This window comes from Glaciimonas sp. Gout2, assembly GCF_035018905.1.
In the GTDB taxonomy this organism is placed as follows: Bacteria; Pseudomonadota; Gammaproteobacteria; order Burkholderiales; family Burkholderiaceae_D; genus Glaciimonas.
Genome location: NZ_JASJXA010000042.1, coordinates 11936 through 30302 on the forward strand (window position 1 = coordinate 11936; position 18367 = coordinate 30302).

Below are 18367 nucleotides of genomic sequence, written 5' to 3' on the forward strand. Positions count from 1 at the left end.
GTGGGAACACGGCTGCTTTACCACAACCGAGTCAACAAGTGGGCGGTCAACGTGAAATGGATTTATAATCACGCCTCTGTTCACCCTCTCATCGAGGCGCATTATGCTCTTTCCTACAAATTTTGATGTAATCGTTGTCGGTGGCGGTCATGCCGGTACCGAAGCTGCCTTGGCCTCTGCGCGTATGGGTCAAAAAACCTTGCTGCTAACCCATAATATCGAGACTTTGGGTCAGATGTCATGCAATCCCTCCATTGGTGGCATTGGTAAAGGCCACCTCGTAAAAGAGGTTGATGCAATGGGTGGGGCGATGGCGATCGCGACCGATGAGGCTGGTATTCAGTTCAGGATATTAAATTCATCCAAAGGCCCAGCAGTGCGCGCCACGCGTGCTCAGGCAGACCGCATACTATACAAACAGGCGATACGTTCGCGGCTCGAGAATCAGCCGAATCTATGGCTATTCCAGCAGGCTGTTGATGATCTGATCGTTGAAGGCGATCGTGTGATAGGTGCGGTCACGCAAGTTGGTATTCGCTTCCTTAGTCGTGCTGTGGTTCTGACCACCGGAACGTTTCTCGATGGAAAAATTCACGTTGGCTTAAATAACTATGCGGCGGGCAGGGCGGGTGATCCTCCTGCGATTTCACTATCAGCTCGCTTGAAAGAATTGAAGCTGCCGCAAGGCCGGCTAAAAACCGGTACGCCGCCACGGATTGATGGCCGCACAATCGATTTTTCGGTCATGCAGCCGCAACCAGGCGATCTGGATCCCGTTCCGGTGTTTTCGGTGATGGGTAACGCGGCAATGCACCCAGCTCAGATGCCTTGCTGGATTACGCACACCAATTTGCAGACGCATGACATTATTCGTGCTGGCCTTGATCGTAGCCCGATGTACACCGGAGTCATTGAGGGTGTCGGCCCGCGATATTGCCCATCGATCGAAGATAAAATTCATCGCTTTGCAGGTAAGGACTCGCACCAGATTTTTCTGGAGCCAGAAGGCTTGACGACCAATGAATATTATCCGAATGGGATTTCTACAAGTTTGCCGTTTGACGTACAGCTGGCATTGGTCCGATCAATGAAGGGACTGGAAAATGCCCACATTTTGCGTCCCGGTTACGCCATCGAATATGACTATTTCGATCCACGCGGCCTTAAAGCATCATTGGAAACAAAACTCATCAACGGACTCTACTTTGCCGGTCAGATCAATGGCACAACAGGCTACGAAGAGGCGGCCGCCCAAGGCATGCTGGCGGGCTTAAACGCGGCTTTGCAGACGCAAGAGCGTGATGCCTGGACCCCAAGACGGGATGAGGCTTATCTAGGCGTGCTGGTCGACGATTTGATTACGCAAGGTGTACTTGAGCCGTATCGTATGTTCACCAGCCGTGCCGAATATCGCTTAAGTCTGCGTGAGGACAATGCCGATTTACGTTTGACTGAGATTGGCCGCCGGTTGGGTTGTGTTGGTGATGCGCAATGGGAGCAATTCGAGAAAAAACGCGAAGCCGTCGCGCTTGAAATGGAGCGGCTGCGTTCCACGTGGGTGAACCCACGCATTTTATCCGATGCAGAAGCTGAGAGAGTTGTTGGAGTGGCAATTCAGCGCGAGTACGCGCTATCAGATTTGCTGCGTCGTCCCAACGTCTCTTACGATGCATTAATGACGCTGACGGGCATTGACGGTCAGGTCTTGGGTGGGCCCGGCGTTGCGGATGGTACGGTCAAAGAGCAGGTCGAAATTCAACTTAAATATGCTGGATACATTGACCGTCAGGCGCGTGAAGTAGAGCGCCACGAGCATAGTGAAAATCTTAAATTTCCAACAGACTTTGATTACATGCAAGTGCAGTCTCTGTCGATGGAAGTGCGCCAAAAATTGCATCAGCATCGTCCGGAAACCTTCGGCCAGGCTTCACGCATTGCCGGTGTGACGCCAGCCGCGTTGTCCTTGTTGCTGGTACACGTAAAAAAAGGCACCATGAAAAAAATGGACAAGCTAGCTGATAAAAGTGATCAGGCGGCTTAGGACTTATGGCTTAATCAAGGCTGAATTAATGCTTGATTCGTGCTTGATTCGTGCTTGGTTCATGCTTGGTTCACGCTTAATCGCTATGCATTATTGCCGCAACATGGTCGAGATACTGAAGGATTGTCAGGATGAGTGAAGTAGATACCAGCGCTTGCGGCGCGCTCGCCGCCACTTTGCGTGATGGAGCGAAGACTTTGGGCATAGCGCTCAATGGCCTTCAGCAAGCGCAATTGTTGACCTATCTGGCGATGCTGGCGAAGTGGAACAAAACCTATAACCTGACGTCAATTCGCGCGCCGGATCAGATGATGACGCATCACTTGCTGGATTCACTGGCGGTGGTTCCTGCCTTTTCTGGTGCACAAAACGTGCTGGATGTTGGGGCCGGCGGTGGCTTGCCTGGGATTATATTAGCGATTTGGGCGATGACATCGCAGCCGGATATGCGCGTTTCCATGATCGATACGGTACATAAAAAAACGGCATTTTTGACGCAAGTTAAGGCAGAAATGGGACTAAAAAATGTCCGTGTTCACACTGCCAGAGTTGAAGAGCTTGAAGTACCACATAAGTTTGATGTCATTACATCGCGCGCCTTTGCTGAACTGTCTGACTTTATCAACTGGTCGGCGCATTTATTGGCAGACGGTGGTCAGTTTATCGCCCTTAAGGGTCTGCAACCAGCCGCAGAGATTGAGCGGCTACCAGCAGGATGGGAAGTCGCCGAGGTACGTCGGATCGCGGTGCCGGGGCTGGACGCCGAACGTCATTTGATTACCATTAAGCGAGCGATAGGATGATGAGAAATATTATATTTTCAATATCTTTTTCATTTTTTGCCATATTAACACCTTCAGTAACCCTCGCCCAAAATGTGGTGGCGGTGCCGTCCATCGATTTAAATCGGTACGCCGGTAAGTGGTATGAGATTGCACGTTTTCCGAATCGCTTTCAAAAGTCCTGTGCCGGTAACGTTACCGCTGAATATCGCACGCGCGTGGACGGGCGTATTGACGTGATAAATCGCTGTCAAAAAAATGACGGCTCGGTGGATGAAGCCATTGGGGTTGCTCGTCTCGCAGATAGTTCAGGTAGCGCTACCAATTCCAAATTAAAAGTGCGCTTTGCGCCAGCGTGGTTGTCATGGTTGCCGTTTGTTTGGGGTGATTATTGGGTATTGGATTTGGCACCCGATTATTCTTATGCGGTAGTGGGTGAACCCGGGCGTAATTATTTATGGATACTTTCGCGATCACCCAGCTTGCCAGAATTCAGTTATCAGGCCGCGATTCAGAAGGTTGCGAGGCAAGGGTTCGACGTGAGCCAACTCGTTAAAACCAAGCAAGACTGAGCTCTTTATGAACGCTTATTTTCACCTACTTGGTATCACTGAAGTGTGGCATTTAATTGCTGCGATGGCGGTGTTTTTGATGTTGCCGGGACCAGGGACGTTTTGCATTCTGACGAGCGCTGCCAAGAATGGTTTGCGTGGCGGATTTGCTGCCTTGATCGGGATGATGGTGGGCGATGCGGTACTGATGTTTTTGGCGGCGATCGGGGTTGCGGCATTGTTGCACGCGAATCTGCTGTTATTCAAAGGCGTGCAAGCTATTGGGGCCATCTATCTTGTCTATCTTGGCATTAAATTATTGCGCGCAAAAGGGAAGGGCGAGCCCGAAAGTAGAAAAGTGACTGTCGATGCCGGTGTTTCTTTTTCCCATACCGTGGATTGGCGTCGCGGGTTTTTCGTGACCTTGATCAACCCAAAGGCGATCATTTTTTATATGGCTTTTTTTCCGTTGTTTATTGATCCGGTCTCACAACGTGGCAGCATTACTTTTCTGACGATGGGTGCAATCATTTCCAGTTGCAGCTTGATTTACGGTAGTCTACTTGTGGTATTGGGAAATGCAGCGGCTAAACATTTGGCGCGTCACCGCCTTCTCGCTGCGTTCGCTTCCAAAGCGGCAGGGATTTTTCTGATAGGTTTTGGCATTAAAATCACGACGAATTAAATACATTTTGTGGACGTACGCAAAATTGCTCCAGCAACGATAGTCGGATTGTTACCTTGACCGGGCCTGGATGTTTTTTATAGGTGATCCAAGTTAATGCAATTTTACAAGTGCGTTGTCGGAACAATTTTGCGCAAGCCTTAACGCACTACATACTAAAAAAATATCACCTTATGGCAAAAATTTTCTGCGTCGCCAATCAAAAAGGCGGAGTTGGCAAGACCACCACTGCTGTGAACCTAGCCGCTGGCCTGGCGCAACTAAATCAGCGTGTATTGTTGGCTGACCTCGATCCGCAAGGCAATGCAACAATGGGTGCCGGCATCAACAAAGGCACGCTAAAAGGATCGATCTACGAGGTATTACTCGGGATGGCTGATATCAAAAGTGTTCGCGTTGTGTCGGAAACCGGCAATTTTGATGTGCTGCCCGCCAATCGCGAGTTAGCTGGTGCCGAAGTCGAAATGGTTGAGCTGGAAAATCGTGAAAAGCGTCTCAAGGATGCGATTGCCAGCATTGCGGATGACTATGATTTTATTCTGATTGATTGTCCACCGGCACTATCGTTGTTGACGTTAAATGGACTGTGCGCAGCAAACGGTGTAATTATCCCGATGCAGTGCGAATACTATGCCCTCGAAGGGCTGTCGGACTTGGTGAATACCATCAAAAAAGTGCATGCCAATTTGAATACCGATTTAAAAATAATCGGTTTGTTGCGCGTGATGTTTGATCCGCGTATGACGTTGTCGCAGCAGGTGTCGGCAGAGCTTGAGCAACACTTTGGCGATAAAGTTTTTAAAACGGTAATTCCGCGCAATGTGCGTCTGGCCGAAGCGCCATCGTATGGGATGCCCGGTGTTTGCTTTGATCCCGCCTCCAAAGGTGCGCAAGCTTATATTGCGTTTGGTGCCGAGATGGTCGAGCGCATCAAAACAATGTGATTGGCAAGGTAAATTAATATGGTTACGAAAAAATCAAAAGGTTTGGGGCGCGGTCTGGATGCGTTGCTAGGCGGTTCCACTGATATTACCGAAGCGGTGCCAACCATCGCAGGCGCGCCCTCGGTGCTGCCGGTTCTGGTGATGCAGGCCGGTAAGTATCAGCCGCGTACCCGCATGGACGAAGGCGCACTGACCGAACTGGCCGCATCGATAAAAGAACAAGGTTTGCTGCAGCCGATTTTGGTGCGGCCAATTGCCTTGCGCAATGGTGCGCAGCATTATGAGATTATTGCCGGTGAACGACGTTTTCGTGCGGCGCAAATTGCTGGTCTGACCGAAGTGCCGGTATTGGTCAAAGATGTCGACGATCAGACCACCGCAGCCATGGCGTTGATCGAAAACATCCAGCGAGAGGATTTGAATCCACTAGAAGAGGCGCAAGGTATCCATCGTCTGATTACCGATTTTGATTTCACCCATGAAAAGGCGGCGCTGTCGGTAGGCCGATCACGCAGTGCGGTCTCTAATCTGCTGCGTTTGCTCAATCTCGCCAAGCCGGTTCAAACCATGCTGATGGCGGGCGACATTGACATGGGCCATGCGCGTGCATTGCTGGCTGTCGACGCCGCTACACAGATTACGTTGGCGAATCAGGTCGTGGCCAAGCGGATGTCGGTGCGAGACGCGGAAAAACTGGTTACGCGCACGACAGCCGAACAGAATGCTATTGCGCGACCGGTCGGCAAAGGCAAGGAAAAATCTCGCGATATCGCACGGCTGGAAGAAGAACTGTCGGATATGCTTGCCACGACGGTGGCAATCAAGACCGGCGCAAAGAATCGCGGCCAATTGATTATCGATTTCTCCGATCTTGATACGCTGGATGGATTAATTGCACGGTTGAGAGGCCCCGAATAAAAATATCTTCGGTATCTTCGGTATCTTCGGTGTCTCTTGGATATAGTGATCGTCGTATTGCGTGTTTACCATTTAATATCCTGCATTCTAGTCTTGATAAAGAAGTGGCTTTATTATGCCCGTGCCATCCGCCGTATCAGCTGCCGCAGCGCCAACCATTCTTCTGTTGCCGGGACTTAATAATTCTGGCGATGGTCACTGGCAAACATATTGGGAGCAGATGTTGCCAACTGCTCAACGCGTGCAGCAGCAAGATTGGGACACCCCATGCCGTCAAGATTGGGTTAATACTCTGGACGCAGCAATTCAGGCATCGAACGGTCCCGTGGTTTTAGCTGCACACAGTCTGGGATGTGCACTGGTGGCGTGGTGGGTAGCGGAGCATGGTAATTGCCAAGGGAGTGCAGCAATGGTCAAAGGTGCGCTGCTGGTCGCGCCGCCGGACGTGGAGCGCGCCGACTTCCCAGCCTCGGTACGTGACTTCGGGCGGATGCCAAGGATGGCGTTGCCGTTTGATACCATCGTCGTTGGATCGGACAACGATTCTTGGTGTGAAATAACCAAAATACAAAGTTTTTCGGCCGACTGGAAGGCCACGTTTCACAATATTGGTGCACTTGGTCACCTAAACGCGGCGAGCGGGTTGCGTGATTGGCAACAAGGTCGGACGTGGTTGGCGCAAGTTGGTCGCATGCAATCTGTTGTATAGAATCATATAAGCTCATGATTCTTTTGCAAAAGTTTGACGAAAACAACACGCTGATCGTATAATCCGCGGGTTTCTAAAATTGCCGTAAGCGCACCTTTCTGACGCACGGCATTGAATAACATGGGATCAATATGTTGCGTATTGTGCTCTTGCAATTTATTGTCACTGTGTTTGTGGCCGGTGTAGCAGGATTATTGGGCGGTATGACGGGATTTATTTCTGCACTGCTCGGTGGATTGTGTTGCGCGGTACCGAACGGACTATTTGCATTACGACTTTTTTTCAGCGCGCGGAAACCTGGCGGCGCTGATCCGATATCTTTTTTTATCGGTGAATTTATCAAAATTGCTACGACGGTTGCGCTCTTGGGCGCAGTTGTATGGTTGTACCACGGTGTTAATTGGCTGGCTTTTGTCGTCAGCTTCATCGTGGTGCTGAAAAGTTACTTTATCTTACTATTTAGACGCCAATCATGACTGCAGCTGTACTCGACGCACAACTTACCCCCTCCGAATATATTGTCCATCACCTCGGACATCTTGCCACCGGTCACCAATCCAAGATTGTGGACTTTTCAATCATTAATATCGACACCGTTTTTTGGTCCGTTTTTGCGGGTGTCGTTGGCTGCGTGCTGATGTTTCTGGCAGCGCGTAACGCGACCGCCGGTGTACCTGGACGTTTTCAGGCTTTCGTCGAGATGATGGTTGAGATGGTAGAAAACCAATCGAAAGAAATCGTCCACGGTGATCGCAGTTTTATCGCGCCACTTGCATTGACCGTATTCGTTTGGGTTGCTTTGATGAACTCGCTCGACTTCTTGCCGGTCGATATGTTTTCGAGCTTCTTTAAACTGGTTGGTCTGGATGGCATTATTTCCCACCATCGCGCCGTACCAACTGCCGATTTGAACGGCACAATGGGTATCGCGTTGGGCGTTCTGGTTCTGATGTTGTATTACAGCGTCAAGATCAAGGGCGTTGGCGGCTTTGTGCACGAATTGCTGGCTGCACCGTTCGGTATTTGGCTTGCCCCGTTTAACCTACTTTTGAACCTGATTGAATTCGCTGCAAAAACCGTATCTCTGGGGATGCGACTGTTCGGCAATATGTATGCCGGCGAATTGTTGTTCCTGTTGATTGCATTGCTGGGTTCTGCGGCGACCACTTTTGGTTTCGTCGGACACGTAATTGCCGGTTCGATTTGGGCGATTTTCCATATCTTGATCGTGTTGCTACAAGCATTTATTTTTATGATGCTGACGTTGGTCTACATCGGCCAGGCGCACGAAAAACATTAAGCTTTGGATGGTAAATCCGCTCTAGGCGCGCAGGCATTTAGCCAAGCGTCACGAGCGGGGATCCACATCGGTTGGTAGGTTTTGTAGTTTTTATTTTTTTGATTTGCCTTTTGTATTAACTTTAACTTTGAAGGAATTGTCATGACGGATCTCTCTTTTGTTGCTTTGGCTTGTGGTTTGATTATTGGTTTGGGCGCAATCGGTGCTTGTATCGGTATCGCTATCATGGGCGGTAAATACCTTGAGGCATCCGCACGCCAGCCAGAACTGATGAACACTTTGCAAACTAAAATGTTCTTGCTAGCTGGTTTGATCGACGCTGCGTTCCTGATCGGTGTTGGTATCGCCATGTTGTTCGCTTTCGCAAATCCATTCGTCCCTAAGTAATTCGGGCAACATAGCCGATTCTCATTTTGCTGAAATTATTTCAGCACACGTTATTCTGAGAAGGAAATTACCGTGAACTTAAATGCAACATTGTTTGCGCAGTTCGTGGTCTTCTTTATCCTCGCCGGCTTCACGATGAAATTCGTGTGGCCGCCGTTGATGAAAGCGCTCGATGAGCGCACCAAGAAGATTGCGGACGGCCTAGCAGCCGCTGATCGCGGCAAGGCAGATCTGGCAGCCGCTGAAAAGCGGGTACAGGCAGAACTGGCGACAGCGCGTGACGAAGGTCAGAAGCGTATTGGCGAAGCCGAAAAGCGTGCGCAGCTAATTATTGATGAAGCCAAAAAAACGGCTTCAGACGAAGCGGCGCGTATTATCACGAATGCCAAAGCCGATGCAGATCAGCAAGTAACCAAAGCGCGTGAAGGTTTGCGCGGCGAAGTTGCTACTCTGGCCGTCAAAGGTGCTGAACAGATCTTGAAGCGTGAAGTCAATGCAGCGGCACATGCCGACTTGTTGGATCAACTGAAAACAGAGCTGTAATCATGGCTGAAATCGCAACGATTGCCCGCCCTTACGCAGATGCGCTGTTCCGTGTAGCCAAAACGCAAGATTTGGCTGCGTGGTCTGGTTTGATTATTGAGATGGCGCAAGTTGCCGCCCATCCTGATGTGCTTACCCTGGCGCGTAATCCTGCGGTGACACATCAGCAAGTTACTGACATCTTTCTTTCGTTATTGACGTCACCATTGTCTGTCGAAGCCAAAAACTTCGTCACCACATTGGTTGCCAATGGCCGTTTGATAGCATTGCCAGAAATCGCTGAACAATTCCACGTGCTGAAAAATGCCGAGGAAGGTGCCGCCGATGTTGAAATCGCCAGTGCTTTTGAGCTGTCTGCTGCACAAGTGCAAGAACTGCTGGTCACGTTGGAAAAGAAATTCGGTCGCAAGCTCAACCCTTCTGTCAAGGTTGACAGTACGTTAATTGGTGGAGTGCGCGTGGTGGTTGGCGATGAAGTGCTGGACACATCGGTACGCGCCAAGCTGCAACAGTTAAATGTCGCGTTAACGGCATAAGACAGCAGACTTTTTACTGAGCCTTAGCGAGCGTCGTGAAGATAGGGCTCACGGAGTGGAGCAACCGGAACGGTCTTAGACCATGAGGATTGTGAGCACCGCGCAACGCATTATTCGCGAGGCGCAGCAGGTTCCGAAAAAGTCTATTGCGGTAACAGCCGCGGTAGCTAAACTATAGCAACTGCATCAATTGCGTCAAACTGAGTGGCCCGAGTCCTTAGCGTAAGCCAAAGAGAAAAATTTTAGGAGTTAGTATGCAACTCAACGCGTCTGAAATCAGCGAACTGATCAAGAGCCGGATTCAAGGCCTTGGCGATACCGCTGAGATTCGAAATCAGGGCACGGTTATCTCCGTGTCCGACGGTATCTGCCGTATCCATGGTCTGTCTGACGTGATGCAAGGCGAGATGCTGGAATTCCCAGGCAATACATTTGGTCTGGCACTGAATCTGGAACGTGATTCTGTCGGCGCCGTTATTTTGGGCGACTTCGAGCACATTTCTGAAGGCGATACAGTCAAATGTACTGGTCGTATTCTGGAAGTGCCGATCGGTCCTGAACTACGTGGTCGTGTTGTCAATGCGCTAGGTCAGCCAATTGACGGCAAAGGCCCGGTCAACGCTAAGTTGACAGCGCCAATCGAAAAGATTGCACCAGGCGTTATTGCCCGTCAATCAGTTTCTGAGCCGATGCAAACCGGTATCAAGTCAATTGACTCGATGGTCCCGATTGGTCGCGGTCAACGTGAACTGATCATTGGCGACCGTCAAACTGGTAAGACTGCTGTTGCGATTGATGCCATCATCAATCAAAAGGGTCAAAACGTTACATGTATTTATGTTGCGATTGGTCAAAAAGCATCATCGATCAAAAACATCGTACGCTCGCTGGAAGCACACGGCGCGATGGAATACACAATCGTTGTCGCAGCGTCGGCTTCTGAGTCGGCCGCGATGCAATTCGTCTCGCCTTACTCTGGCTGCGCCATGGGTGAATACTTCCGTGACCGTGGTGAAGATGCACTGATCGTCTATGATGATTTGTCAAAGCAAGCTGTTGCATACCGTCAGGTATCGTTGTTGCTGCGTCGTCCACCGGGTCGTGAAGCGTATCCTGGCGATGTGTTCTATCTCCACAGCCGTTTGCTAGAGCGCGCAGCACGCGTGAATCCAGCTTATGTCGAGGCTTTCACCAAAGGTGAAGTCAAGGGCAAGACTGGTTCATTGACTGCTTTGCCAATCATTGAAACACAAGCTGGCGACGTTTCTGCTTTCGTTCCAACCAACGTTATTTCGATCACTGACGGCCAGATTTTCCTGGAAACGTCGTTGTTCAACGCTGGTATCCGTCCTGCGATTAACGCTGGTATTTCGGTATCGCGCGTTGGTGGTGCTGCTCAGACTAAAGTTATCAAGAACCTGTCCGGTGGTATTCGTACCGACTTGGCACAGTATCGTGAATTGGCTGCGTTTGCGCAGTTTGCTTCTGATCTGGATGCGGCAACCCGCAAACAGCTGGATCGTGGCGCACGTGTGACTGAACTGTTGAAGCAAGCACAATACTCGCCATTGCCGATCTCGTTAATGGCAGTAACGTTGTTCGCGGTCAACAAGGGTTTTCTGGATGATGTTGAAGTGAAGAAATTGCTGGCATTCGAAGCAGCTTTGCATGACTTCATGAAAACTAGCCACGCGCCATTGTTGCAAAAGATCGAAGAAACCAAGCAACTCGACAAAGATGCTGAAGCTGCGTTGTCTGCTGCAGTTGCTGATTTCAAAAAATCCGACGCGTATTAATTCTCTGGGGCTATAAGGAGTAATAACTCATGGCTACAGGCAAAGAGATACGCGGCAAGATCAAAAGCGTAGAAAATACGAAAAAGATCACGAAGGCGATGGAAATGGTCGCGGCGTCCAAAATGCGTAAAGCGCAGGAACGGATGCTGGCGGCTCGTCCCTATAGTGAGAAGATTCGTCATATTGCTTCTAACTTGTCGCAAGCGAATCCGGAATACACGCATCCGTTCATGACTAAGCAGGACAATGCCAAGACGGTTGGTTTTATCGTTGTCACAACCGATAAAGGTTTGTGCGGCGGTATGAATACCAACTCCTTGCGTCTTGTTACTGCCAAAATGCGTGAACTGGAAGCAGCGGGTAATCAGATTCAAGCAGTCGCAATTGGTAATAAAGGCCTGGGTTTTCTGAACCGGGTTGGCGCAAAAGTCATATCGCACGTGGTGCAACTCGGTGATACGCCGCATCTGGACAAGTTAATTGGCCCGGTCAAGGTATTGCTTGATGCATACGAAGAAGGTCGTCTGGATGCGGTGTACCTGGTGTACACCAAATTCATTAACACGATGAGACAAGAACCGCGACTAGAGCAATTGCTGCCTCTGTCAAACGAACGTCTCGCGGCCGACAATGATGGTGCCCACGCGTGGGATTACATCTATGAACCGGACGTACAAAGTGTTATTGACGATTTGTTATTGCGCTATGTAGAAACGCTGATTTATCAAGCGGTTGCAGAGAACATGGCGTCTGAGCAATCAGCGCGGATGGTCGCAATGAAGTCGGCAAGCGACAATGCCGGTAACGTGATTGGTGAGTTGAAGTTGATTTACAACAAGACTCGTCAGGCTGCGATTACTAAGGAATTGTCGGAAATCGTTTCCGGTGCGGCTGCAGTTTAGGTCACACAGTCAACGATTTTAAGGGCTCCTCAAAAAGCCGCAGTGAACGAATCAAAGTCAGGTCGTCGATGCAACAAATCCGGAAGCCGCAATGGGCACGGTGAGGATCGCAGGTTCGACATTGGTTCGTGTAACAGGTTTTTAGAGGTCGCCGCACGCAACGACCATAACGCGCAAGCGTTCAACTGAATTTAATTTTATATATTGAAGGAACGAAAATGGCTGATGGCAAAATCGTTCAGTGTATCGGCGCTGTTGTGGACGTTGAATTTCCACGTGACGCGATGCCTAAGATTTACGATGCCTTGAAGATGGAAGGTTCGGAACTGACACTGGAAGTACAACAGCAACTAGGCGACGGTATCGTTCGTACTATTGCGTTGGGCACCTCTGATGGTCTGCGCCGCGGCATGATGATCAAGAATACTGGTAAGCCAATTATGGTTCCTACCGGTAAAGCAACACTTGGTCGCATCATGGACGTACTCGGTAATCCTATTGATGAATGCGGTCCGGTAAGTCACGCGACAACAGCTTCTATTCACCGTAAAGCTCCTGCGTATGACGATTTGTCGCCATCGCAAGAGTTGTTGGAAACAGGTATCAAGGTTATTGACTTGGTTTGCCCGTTTGCCAAGGGTGGTAAAGTTGGTTTGTTCGGTGGCGCTGGTGTTGGTAAGACCGTCAACATGATGGAATTGATTAACAACATCGCTAAAGCGCACAGTGGTTTGTCCGTGTTTGCCGGTGTTGGTGAGCGTACTCGTGAGGGTAACGACTTTTATCACGAAATGGCTGATGCAAAAGTGGTCGATCTGGAAAATCCAGAGAACTCTAAGGTTGCCATGGTCTACGGTCAGATGAATGAGCCGCCGGGTAACCGTCTGCGCGTTGCGTTGACTGGTCTGACGATTGCCGAAGGCTTCCGTGACGAAGGTAAAGACGTGTTGTTCTTCGTCGATAACATCTATCGTTACACATTGGCTGGTACCGAAGTATCTGCGTTGTTGGGTCGTATGCCTTCTGCTGTGGGTTATCAACCGACACTGGCTGAAGAAATGGGCCGTTTGCAAGAGCGTATTACGTCGACTAAAACTGGTTCGATCACATCAATTCAAGCGGTGTATGTTCCTGCCGATGACTTGACCGATCCTTCGCCAGCAACGACGTTTGCTCACTTGGACTCCACCGTTGTGTTGTCACGTGATATCGCTTCGTTAGGTATTTATCCAGCGGTTGATCCGCTTGATTCTACTTCGCGTCAGTTGGATCCACTCGTGGTTGGTCAGGAACACTACGACACAGCACGTGCTGTGCAAGGTATTCTGCAACGCTACAAAGAATTGCGCGACATTATTGCGATTCTAGGTATGGATGAGTTGGCACCGGAAGACAAACTGTTGGTAGCACGTGCACGTAAAATGCAACGTTTCCTATCGCAGCCGTTCCACGTTGCTGAAGTATTTACCGGTGCACCAGGTAAATACGTTTCGCTAAAAGATACGATCAAGGGCTTCAAAATGATCGCTAGCGGCGAACTCGATCACCTGCCGGAACAAGCGTTCTATATGGTCGGTACAATTGAAGAAGCAATCGAAAAAGCCAAGAAAATCAACTAAAGCATAGCGATGTTGGTTGCGTGACGTTACTCGAGCACAGGGATTGACCGTAAGGTCGATGTCTGGGCAGTGTAAGCGTGTAAGTAACGTAGTTGGCATCTGTTATGACAGTTTGATTGAACGGGTAAATGAGGACTGACGCAAAATTGTCCCGGCAAGACGCGCGGACGTAGACAGTACGCTAGTACGGCGAGGACAGCACAACGCCGCCGGGCTGATTTTGTGCAACTTCTATACATAAGGGTCTAACATGGCAAACACTATTCACGTTGACGTGGTTTCGGCAGAAGAGCTTATCTTTTCTGGCGAGGCTGAATTCGTCGCGTTGCCGGGTGAGTCAGGCGAGTTGGGGATTTATCCTCGTCATACGCCGCTGATCACGCGTATCAAGCCGGGTGCGGTACGCATCAAGGTGCCAGGTCAGGCGGAAGACGAATTCGTTTTCGTTGCTGGTGGCCTGCTGGAAGTGCAGCCTGATACCGTCACCATTCTGGCCGATACTGCGATTCGCGGTGCCGATCTGGATGAGGCGAAAGCGACAGAAGCCAAGCGTTTGGCAGAAGAAGCATTAACCAATCAGGAATCGAAGATCGATTATGCAAAAGCCCAGTCAGAATTGACGACAGCAATTGCGCAGTTGGCAGCGATCCATAGATTGCGTTCAAAAGGCCGTTAATTCAGCAATCGGTACAAGAGATTGTTCCGATTTGGACGATGGTAGCAAACAAGCAGCTTCGGCTGCTTTTTTGTTGCCCGTGCCTTGCACGCAATGTGGTTGCTAATGAGCGGTAAGTATTCATCGGGCGCGAAATAGACTTCGTGTTTCTATCCCGATACAGATAAGAGCAGACTCAAGTAAGATAGGGTCATCACTGTCTTGTCTAAAATATACCGAGATATGCCGAGATATAACGAGATATAACGAGAAATCCCGATTAACGCTGGATTCACGCCGTATTAAAGTTGTTGCACCAAAGTAGCAGCATTCGATGCCATCAGCGCGCTAACCTGAAGAGGAAAATCCTCCATGCCAGCAGCACCCATATCGTTATTCCTGTCTTCCGAACCCATCATTGCGATAGTCGGCATGTCCAATCGACCTGATCGCCCGAGTTATGGTGTAGCCCGCTATATGCAAGAGCATGGTTATCGGATTATTCCGGTCAATCCTATGTATGTAGGTACTCACATCCTTGGACAGCTTTGCTATAAAGATCTTTATGCTGCTGCGGGCGCTTTAACCATGGACAATTTAAAGATCGATATTGTTGATTGTTTTCGCAAAGCGAATGATATTCCCCCCGTTGTTGGTGAAGCTATCATGATCGGGGCGAGTACCATCTGGATGCAACTTGGCATCGTTAATCAGGATGCCGCCGACAAAGCCATCAAGGCTGGATTAACCGTTGTGATGGATCGTTGTATTAAGATCGAGCATGCCTTGGGTAATTTACACGGCGTATTGTAATTTTTTTAGAATATCAAAAAATTAATTTACTGTTGGTATCGGGCCTTTATTAAAGACCTGGATGTTTTCCTTAAATCAACGATTATGGTTGGATGACCGCCGGATTCGGAATGAAATGCGGCAGTCTGAAGTGTGCTGCTCGTTTATATAAAATGAATATGGCGTAATAAAGGAGTATTCGATGTCCGCTCAGAGTGAATTTCGCGCTGGTAAAAAGACTAAGCTTAAAGATGGGGATGCCAGCAAAAAGCCGCTTTCTAGCGGTGACAAGGATAAAGACAAGCAGAAGATACTGTCGTTGGCGACTGAAATCGGCCTGCAACAAGATTTGCTGTATGCCGGTCAACATCACAAATTGCTGGTTGTTTTGCAGGGAATTGATACCAGCGGAAAAGATGGAACGGTTAAAGGTGTGTTCAGCGAGGTCAATCCTGAGGGCATAAATATTGTTAGCTTTAAAGCACCAAGTCCGATTGAAAAAGCGCATGATTATCTATGGCGCGTCCATCAGCAAGTGCCGCCATCCGGCGAAATAGCGGTGTTTAACCGTAGTCATTATGAGGATGTTTTAATAACGCGGGTGCACGACTGGATTGATGATGCCGAATGCGAACGGCGTTATACGCATATTCGCGATTTTGAACGGATGTTGTCTGAGACCGGCACGACCATTATTAAATTTTTGTTGCACATCTCGAAGGACGAACAGGCTAGTAGATTGCAAGAGCGTATTGATGATCCGGCAAAAAACTGGAAATTTGATCTGCAAGATATGGAGGAGCGGAAAAGCTGGGATACATATCAGGATTTATTTTCTCGCGCTATTCAGGCAACTGATGCCGATCACGCGCCGTGGTATGTGATTCCAGCCAACTCCAAGACCCACCGTAATGTGGCGATAGCGAGTATCGTGCTTGAGACGTTACAAACATTGAAACTTAAACCACCCGCAGCCAATCCAGCGTTGGTCGGCCTCAAAATCGTGTAGGGTGTTGCTTTCAGGAGGATCCAGGTGCGACGATGGTTACCCGAATTAGTAGCGCTGCCGCTGTTGCCTTGGCTGATTTTTCAAGGCCGACGTACGCGCAAGATTACGCCGCGTTTGCCAGAGGCGGTCGGTCCGACCACTGGCTTGGCAAAGTCAGAAGTATTTGCCAGCAACCAGTCGGAGCCGGGACCACCAGCCTTGCAGTTACTGTCTTTTGGCGAATCACCGGTAGCTGGCGTCGGCGTTGCAACGCACTATGAGGCCATTACCGGCCAGTTCGCTGCCGCACTGGCGATACGGTTGGAGCGTCCGGTTGCATGGCAGGCGATGGGAAAGAATGGGGCGACGTTGCATAGCGCCATCAAAATCTTATTACCTCGCATTACCGAAAGAACGGCGCTGCAACATGTCGATGTGGTGCTCATAGCATTTGGCGTTAATGACAGCACAGCGTTTCGATCGCGGCGTCGTTACGCGGCTGAGTTGAAATATCTTTTGTTGCAACTACAACTGCATTTATCACCGCGTCTGATCGTCGTGGCTGGCGTACCGCCGCTCCATTTATTTCCCGCATTGCCGCAACCGTTACGCTTTGTGCTTGGCCTTAAAGCGCAAGAATTGGATATTGCGACTGAGAAAATCGTTGTCGAATTGTCGCCGCACATGAACGTGACACGCGTGCCGACTTTAAAAAATATGACCGATCCCGCTTTGCTGGCGTTTGATGGGATGCATCCGTCGGTCATCGGTGCTGCGACTTGGGGGCGCCAGTTAGCTGCCGCGGTGGCCCCACGTCTACAATATCGGAGTAAAAAAACGTCGGAAGTGGCGACAGCCAACGGAGCAGAGTAAGGCGGTTTTTTTTAAGCATTACCTTGTCCGCAGCAGTTCTCAAAATAAGTCTGTGCAGGGCAAAAAATGTTCTATTTGAGCCAGTGATTTGATATCTGATCGTAGTCGCCAGTGGCTTTCAATTGATGCATCCAGGTATCGACAAACTCTTTAAATGGCACGTCGCCACGCGGCAGCATGAACGCTTTTTCGGCAAACTGGAGTGGCTTGTCGGGATTAATTGCACACAACTCAGGATGTAATTTTGACTGCCATAAAGTCTCGCTGGCGTCGGTTACCATGATGTCCGCTTTTCCCGCGACGATTTGATCAAAAATAGTGACATTGTCAGGATGCGCGATGAGTTGGGCTTGCTTGAAGTGGGTCTTGGCAAAGCGCTCATTGGTTCCACCAGGATTGACAATAGCGCGTGTCCCGGGAACGTCTATTGCCGCCAGCGACTGAAATTTCGCCACATCTGTACAACGTGCAATCGCAGATTTGCCATCGACCATGTGAGAGACTGAAAACGAGACTTTTTTCTGCCGATCAAATGTGACTGAAACGCCGCCCATCGCAATATCGCATTTTTCCAGAAAGTCGTTGGTGAGTGTTGACCAGGATGTTTTGACGAATTGGGCCTGAATCCCTAGAGTTTTTGCTAATGATTGCGCCAGATCAACATCTATTCCTTCGAAGGTCTGGTCGGTTTTGTAAAACGTGAATGGCTTATAGTCGCCAGTCATGCATACGCGCAGTTTGCCGGTCTGCAAAATTTGATCGAGACGTGATGGAGGTGTATCGGGCGCAGCCAATGCGGACGCTGACAGCGAGATGGCAACCATTGCAGTAAATGTCGTCAGTGCGTAAAAATACGTTTTTTTCACAAACTCTCCGGAGTGATGGGCATATCGTTGACAGGTAAGAAGTAGAAAAAAAGCGAGATAAACAACTGGTTCCTTGCCAATTAAAACCATGCAAACTATTTTAGCGCGTTGTGCGATTCCTATTTGACTCTTTGCATTGTCTACTGCGCAAATTGGTGTGACCCAACTCGTTACGTAAGGTCGTGGTAACGTTATTCTTTTGTGCTGTTGTGATCGCAATGTTTAATATTGCGGCTGGCAACGCACCTGCATTTCCTGACAGGAGTTCATTATGTTGCAATTAAAAGACGCTTCTTTATTTCGCCAGCAAGCTTATATCAACGGTGTCTGGTCCGATGCCGATAACGGTGAGACTTTTCCTGTCACTAATCCCGCTACCGGCGAGACTATCGGCACGGTTCCCCTAATGGGTACGACCGAAACCAGACGTGCGATTGCTGCCGCTAACGCGGCCTGGAAATCATGGCGTCGTAAAACGGC

Annotated in this window: 22 protein-coding genes; 20 read left to right on the forward strand and 2 right to left on the reverse strand. The window is 49.5% G+C overall.

All coding sequences use genetic code 11. The features are described 5' to 3' along the window. Positions 1-103: 103 nt before the first annotated feature. From mnmG to QN379_RS19855, 16 genes are all read left to right on the forward strand, one after another. The gene (gene mnmG, locus QN379_RS19780; protein WP_323507381.1) at positions 104-2041 is read left to right on the forward strand and encodes a tRNA uridine-5-carboxymethylaminomethyl(34) synthesis enzyme MnmG; all 1938 of its coding nucleotides are present in this window, start codon (positions 104-106) and stop codon (positions 2039-2041) included. Positions 2042-2172: 131 nt separating this feature from the next. Further along, positions 2173-2844 carry a 16S rRNA (guanine(527)-N(7))-methyltransferase RsmG gene (rsmG, locus tag QN379_RS19785; RefSeq protein ID WP_323507382.1) on the forward strand — a complete coding sequence of 224 codons (672 nt, stop codon included), beginning with the start codon at positions 2173-2175 and terminating at the stop codon, positions 2842-2844. Continuing rightward, a complete protein-coding gene (locus tag QN379_RS19790) occupies positions 2841-3395 on the forward strand; it encodes a lipocalin family protein (RefSeq protein ID WP_323507383.1) in 555 nt (184 codons plus the stop codon). Before rsmG ends, QN379_RS19790 begins: the two co-directional genes overlap by 4 nt. 7 nt (positions 3396-3402) lie before the next feature. Then, positions 3403-4059 (forward strand): leucine efflux protein LeuE, encoded by a 657-nt coding sequence (gene leuE, locus QN379_RS19795; protein WP_323507384.1) that lies wholly within the window; start codon positions 3403-3405, stop codon positions 4057-4059. Between the two features lie 173 nt (positions 4060-4232). Further along, the gene (locus QN379_RS19800; RefSeq protein WP_322234524.1) at positions 4233-5003 is read left to right on the forward strand and encodes a ParA family protein; all 771 of its coding nucleotides are present in this window, start codon (positions 4233-4235) and stop codon (positions 5001-5003) included. An 18-nt stretch (positions 5004-5021) separates the two neighbouring features. Next, positions 5022-5921, forward strand: coding sequence for a ParB/RepB/Spo0J family partition protein (locus tag QN379_RS19805; RefSeq protein ID WP_322234526.1), 900 nt, complete (start codon positions 5022-5024; stop codon positions 5919-5921). A gap of 115 nt (positions 5922-6036) precedes the next feature. Beyond that, positions 6037-6630: an alpha/beta hydrolase gene (locus QN379_RS19810; protein WP_323507386.1), complete on the forward strand. Its 594-nt coding sequence runs from the start codon at positions 6037-6039 to the stop codon at positions 6628-6630. 131 nt (positions 6631-6761) lie between these two features. After that, positions 6762-7106 (forward strand): ATP synthase subunit I, encoded by a 345-nt coding sequence (locus QN379_RS19815; RefSeq protein WP_322234530.1) that lies wholly within the window; start codon positions 6762-6764, stop codon positions 7104-7106. After that, positions 7103-7930, forward strand: coding sequence for a F0F1 ATP synthase subunit A (atpB, locus tag QN379_RS19820; RefSeq protein ID WP_322234532.1), 828 nt, complete (start codon positions 7103-7105; stop codon positions 7928-7930). Before QN379_RS19815 ends, atpB begins: the two co-directional genes overlap by 4 nt. A 141-nt stretch (positions 7931-8071) precedes the next feature. Next, entirely contained in the window at positions 8072-8317 is a 246-nt protein-coding gene (atpE, locus tag QN379_RS19825; RefSeq protein WP_038494309.1) for a F0F1 ATP synthase subunit C, read from the forward strand. Between the two features lie 72 nt (positions 8318-8389). After that, positions 8390-8860, forward strand: coding sequence for a F0F1 ATP synthase subunit B (locus QN379_RS19830; RefSeq protein WP_322234536.1), 471 nt, complete (start codon positions 8390-8392; stop codon positions 8858-8860). 2 nt (positions 8861-8862) lie between these two features. After that, positions 8863-9396 carry a F0F1 ATP synthase subunit delta gene (locus QN379_RS19835; RefSeq protein WP_322234537.1) on the forward strand — a complete coding sequence of 178 codons (534 nt, stop codon included), beginning with the start codon at positions 8863-8865 and terminating at the stop codon, positions 9394-9396. 254 nt (positions 9397-9650) lie between these two features. Next, a complete protein-coding gene (atpA, locus tag QN379_RS19840; protein WP_322234539.1) occupies positions 9651-11192 on the forward strand; it encodes a F0F1 ATP synthase subunit alpha in 1542 nt (513 codons plus the stop codon). Between the two features lie 29 nt (positions 11193-11221). After that, on the forward strand, positions 11222-12094 hold the full coding sequence (gene atpG, locus QN379_RS19845) for a F0F1 ATP synthase subunit gamma (protein WP_322234541.1): 873 nt from the start codon (positions 11222-11224) through the stop codon (positions 12092-12094). A gap of 218 nt (positions 12095-12312) precedes the next feature. Continuing rightward, positions 12313-13713 carry a F0F1 ATP synthase subunit beta gene (gene atpD, locus QN379_RS19850; protein WP_205322638.1) on the forward strand — a complete coding sequence of 467 codons (1401 nt, stop codon included), beginning with the start codon at positions 12313-12315 and terminating at the stop codon, positions 13711-13713. 250 nt (positions 13714-13963) lie between these two features. Further along, positions 13964-14389 (forward strand): F0F1 ATP synthase subunit epsilon, encoded by a 426-nt coding sequence (locus tag QN379_RS19855; protein ID WP_205322637.1) that lies wholly within the window; start codon positions 13964-13966, stop codon positions 14387-14389. A gap of 281 nt (positions 14390-14670) precedes the next feature. Here QN379_RS19855 and QN379_RS19860 read toward each other — a convergent pair whose 3' ends face one another. After that, the gene (locus QN379_RS19860) at positions 14671-14802 is read right to left on the reverse strand and encodes a hypothetical protein (RefSeq protein WP_322234544.1); all 132 of its coding nucleotides are present in this window, start codon (positions 14800-14802) and stop codon (positions 14671-14673) included. On the opposite strand from QN379_RS19860, the gene QN379_RS19865 reads away from it, so the two are divergent. The 3 genes from QN379_RS19865 to QN379_RS19875 all read left to right on the forward strand — a co-directional run bounded on the left by QN379_RS19865 (position 14801) and on the right by QN379_RS19875 (position 17021). Beyond that, entirely contained in the window at positions 14801-15181 is a 381-nt protein-coding gene (locus QN379_RS19865) for a CoA-binding protein (RefSeq protein WP_322234546.1), read from the forward strand. The two genes, QN379_RS19860 and QN379_RS19865, sit on opposite strands and share 2 nt — an antisense overlap. A 181-nt stretch (positions 15182-15362) precedes the next feature. Next, positions 15363-16169 (forward strand): PPK2 family polyphosphate kinase, encoded by an 807-nt coding sequence (locus tag QN379_RS19870; RefSeq protein WP_322234548.1) that lies wholly within the window; start codon positions 15363-15365, stop codon positions 16167-16169. 24 nt (positions 16170-16193) lie between these two features. Continuing rightward, positions 16194-17021 carry an SGNH/GDSL hydrolase family protein gene (locus QN379_RS19875; protein ID WP_322234550.1) on the forward strand — a complete coding sequence of 276 codons (828 nt, stop codon included), beginning with the start codon at positions 16194-16196 and terminating at the stop codon, positions 17019-17021. Positions 17022-17092: 71 nt separating this feature from the next. On the opposite strand, the gene QN379_RS19880 is transcribed toward QN379_RS19875, so the two are convergent. Next, on the reverse strand, positions 17093-17845 hold the full coding sequence (locus QN379_RS19880) for a transporter substrate-binding domain-containing protein (RefSeq protein WP_323507395.1): 753 nt from the start codon (positions 17843-17845) through the stop codon (positions 17093-17095). Between the two features lie 313 nt (positions 17846-18158). Here QN379_RS19880 and QN379_RS19885 point away from each other — a divergent pair. Continuing rightward, a partial coding sequence (locus QN379_RS19885) for an aldehyde dehydrogenase family protein (RefSeq protein WP_323507390.1) occupies positions 18159-18367 on the forward strand: 209 nt, incomplete at its 3' end.

Excerpts from the sequence above, each read along its gene's own strand:
- atpA (WP_322234539.1), top strand. The coding sequence starts at position 9,651 with ATGCAACTCAACGCGTCTGAAATCAGCGAACTGATCAAGAGCCGGATT.
- mnmG (WP_323507381.1), top strand. The coding sequence starts at position 104 with ATGCTCTTTCCTACAAATTTTGATGTAATCGTTGTCGGTGGCGGTCAT.
- QN379_RS19880 (WP_323507395.1), bottom strand. The coding sequence starts at position 17,845 with ATGGTTGCCATCTCGCTGTCAGCGTCCGCATTGGCTGCGCCCGATACA.
- QN379_RS19835 (WP_322234537.1), top strand. The coding sequence starts at position 8,863 with ATGGCTGAAATCGCAACGATTGCCCGCCCTTACGCAGATGCGCTGTTC.
- rsmG (WP_323507382.1), top strand. The coding sequence starts at position 2,173 with ATGAGTGAAGTAGATACCAGCGCTTGCGGCGCGCTCGCCGCCACTTTG.
- QN379_RS19805 (WP_322234526.1), top strand. The coding sequence starts at position 5,022 with ATGGTTACGAAAAAATCAAAAGGTTTGGGGCGCGGTCTGGATGCGTTG.
- QN379_RS19800 (WP_322234524.1), top strand. The coding sequence starts at position 4,233 with ATGGCAAAAATTTTCTGCGTCGCCAATCAAAAAGGCGGAGTTGGCAAG.
- atpB (WP_322234532.1), top strand. The coding sequence starts at position 7,103 with ATGACTGCAGCTGTACTCGACGCACAACTTACCCCCTCCGAATATATT.
- QN379_RS19815 (WP_322234530.1), top strand. The coding sequence starts at position 6,762 with ATGTTGCGTATTGTGCTCTTGCAATTTATTGTCACTGTGTTTGTGGCC.
- atpG (WP_322234541.1), top strand. The coding sequence starts at position 11,222 with ATGGCTACAGGCAAAGAGATACGCGGCAAGATCAAAAGCGTAGAAAAT.
- atpE (WP_038494309.1), top strand. The coding sequence starts at position 8,072 with ATGACGGATCTCTCTTTTGTTGCTTTGGCTTGTGGTTTGATTATTGGT.
- QN379_RS19865 (WP_322234546.1), top strand. The coding sequence starts at position 14,801 with ATGTCCAATCGACCTGATCGCCCGAGTTATGGTGTAGCCCGCTATATG.
- leuE (WP_323507384.1), top strand. The coding sequence starts at position 3,403 with ATGAACGCTTATTTTCACCTACTTGGTATCACTGAAGTGTGGCATTTA.
- QN379_RS19855 (WP_205322637.1), top strand. The coding sequence starts at position 13,964 with ATGGCAAACACTATTCACGTTGACGTGGTTTCGGCAGAAGAGCTTATC.
- QN379_RS19790 (WP_323507383.1), top strand. The coding sequence starts at position 2,841 with ATGATGAGAAATATTATATTTTCAATATCTTTTTCATTTTTTGCCATA.
- atpD (WP_205322638.1), top strand. The coding sequence starts at position 12,313 with ATGGCTGATGGCAAAATCGTTCAGTGTATCGGCGCTGTTGTGGACGTT.
- QN379_RS19810 (WP_323507386.1), top strand. The coding sequence starts at position 6,037 with ATGCCCGTGCCATCCGCCGTATCAGCTGCCGCAGCGCCAACCATTCTT.
- QN379_RS19860 (WP_322234544.1), bottom strand. The coding sequence starts at position 14,802 with ATGCCGACTATCGCAATGATGGGTTCGGAAGACAGGAATAACGATATG.
- QN379_RS19870 (WP_322234548.1), top strand. The coding sequence starts at position 15,363 with ATGTCCGCTCAGAGTGAATTTCGCGCTGGTAAAAAGACTAAGCTTAAA.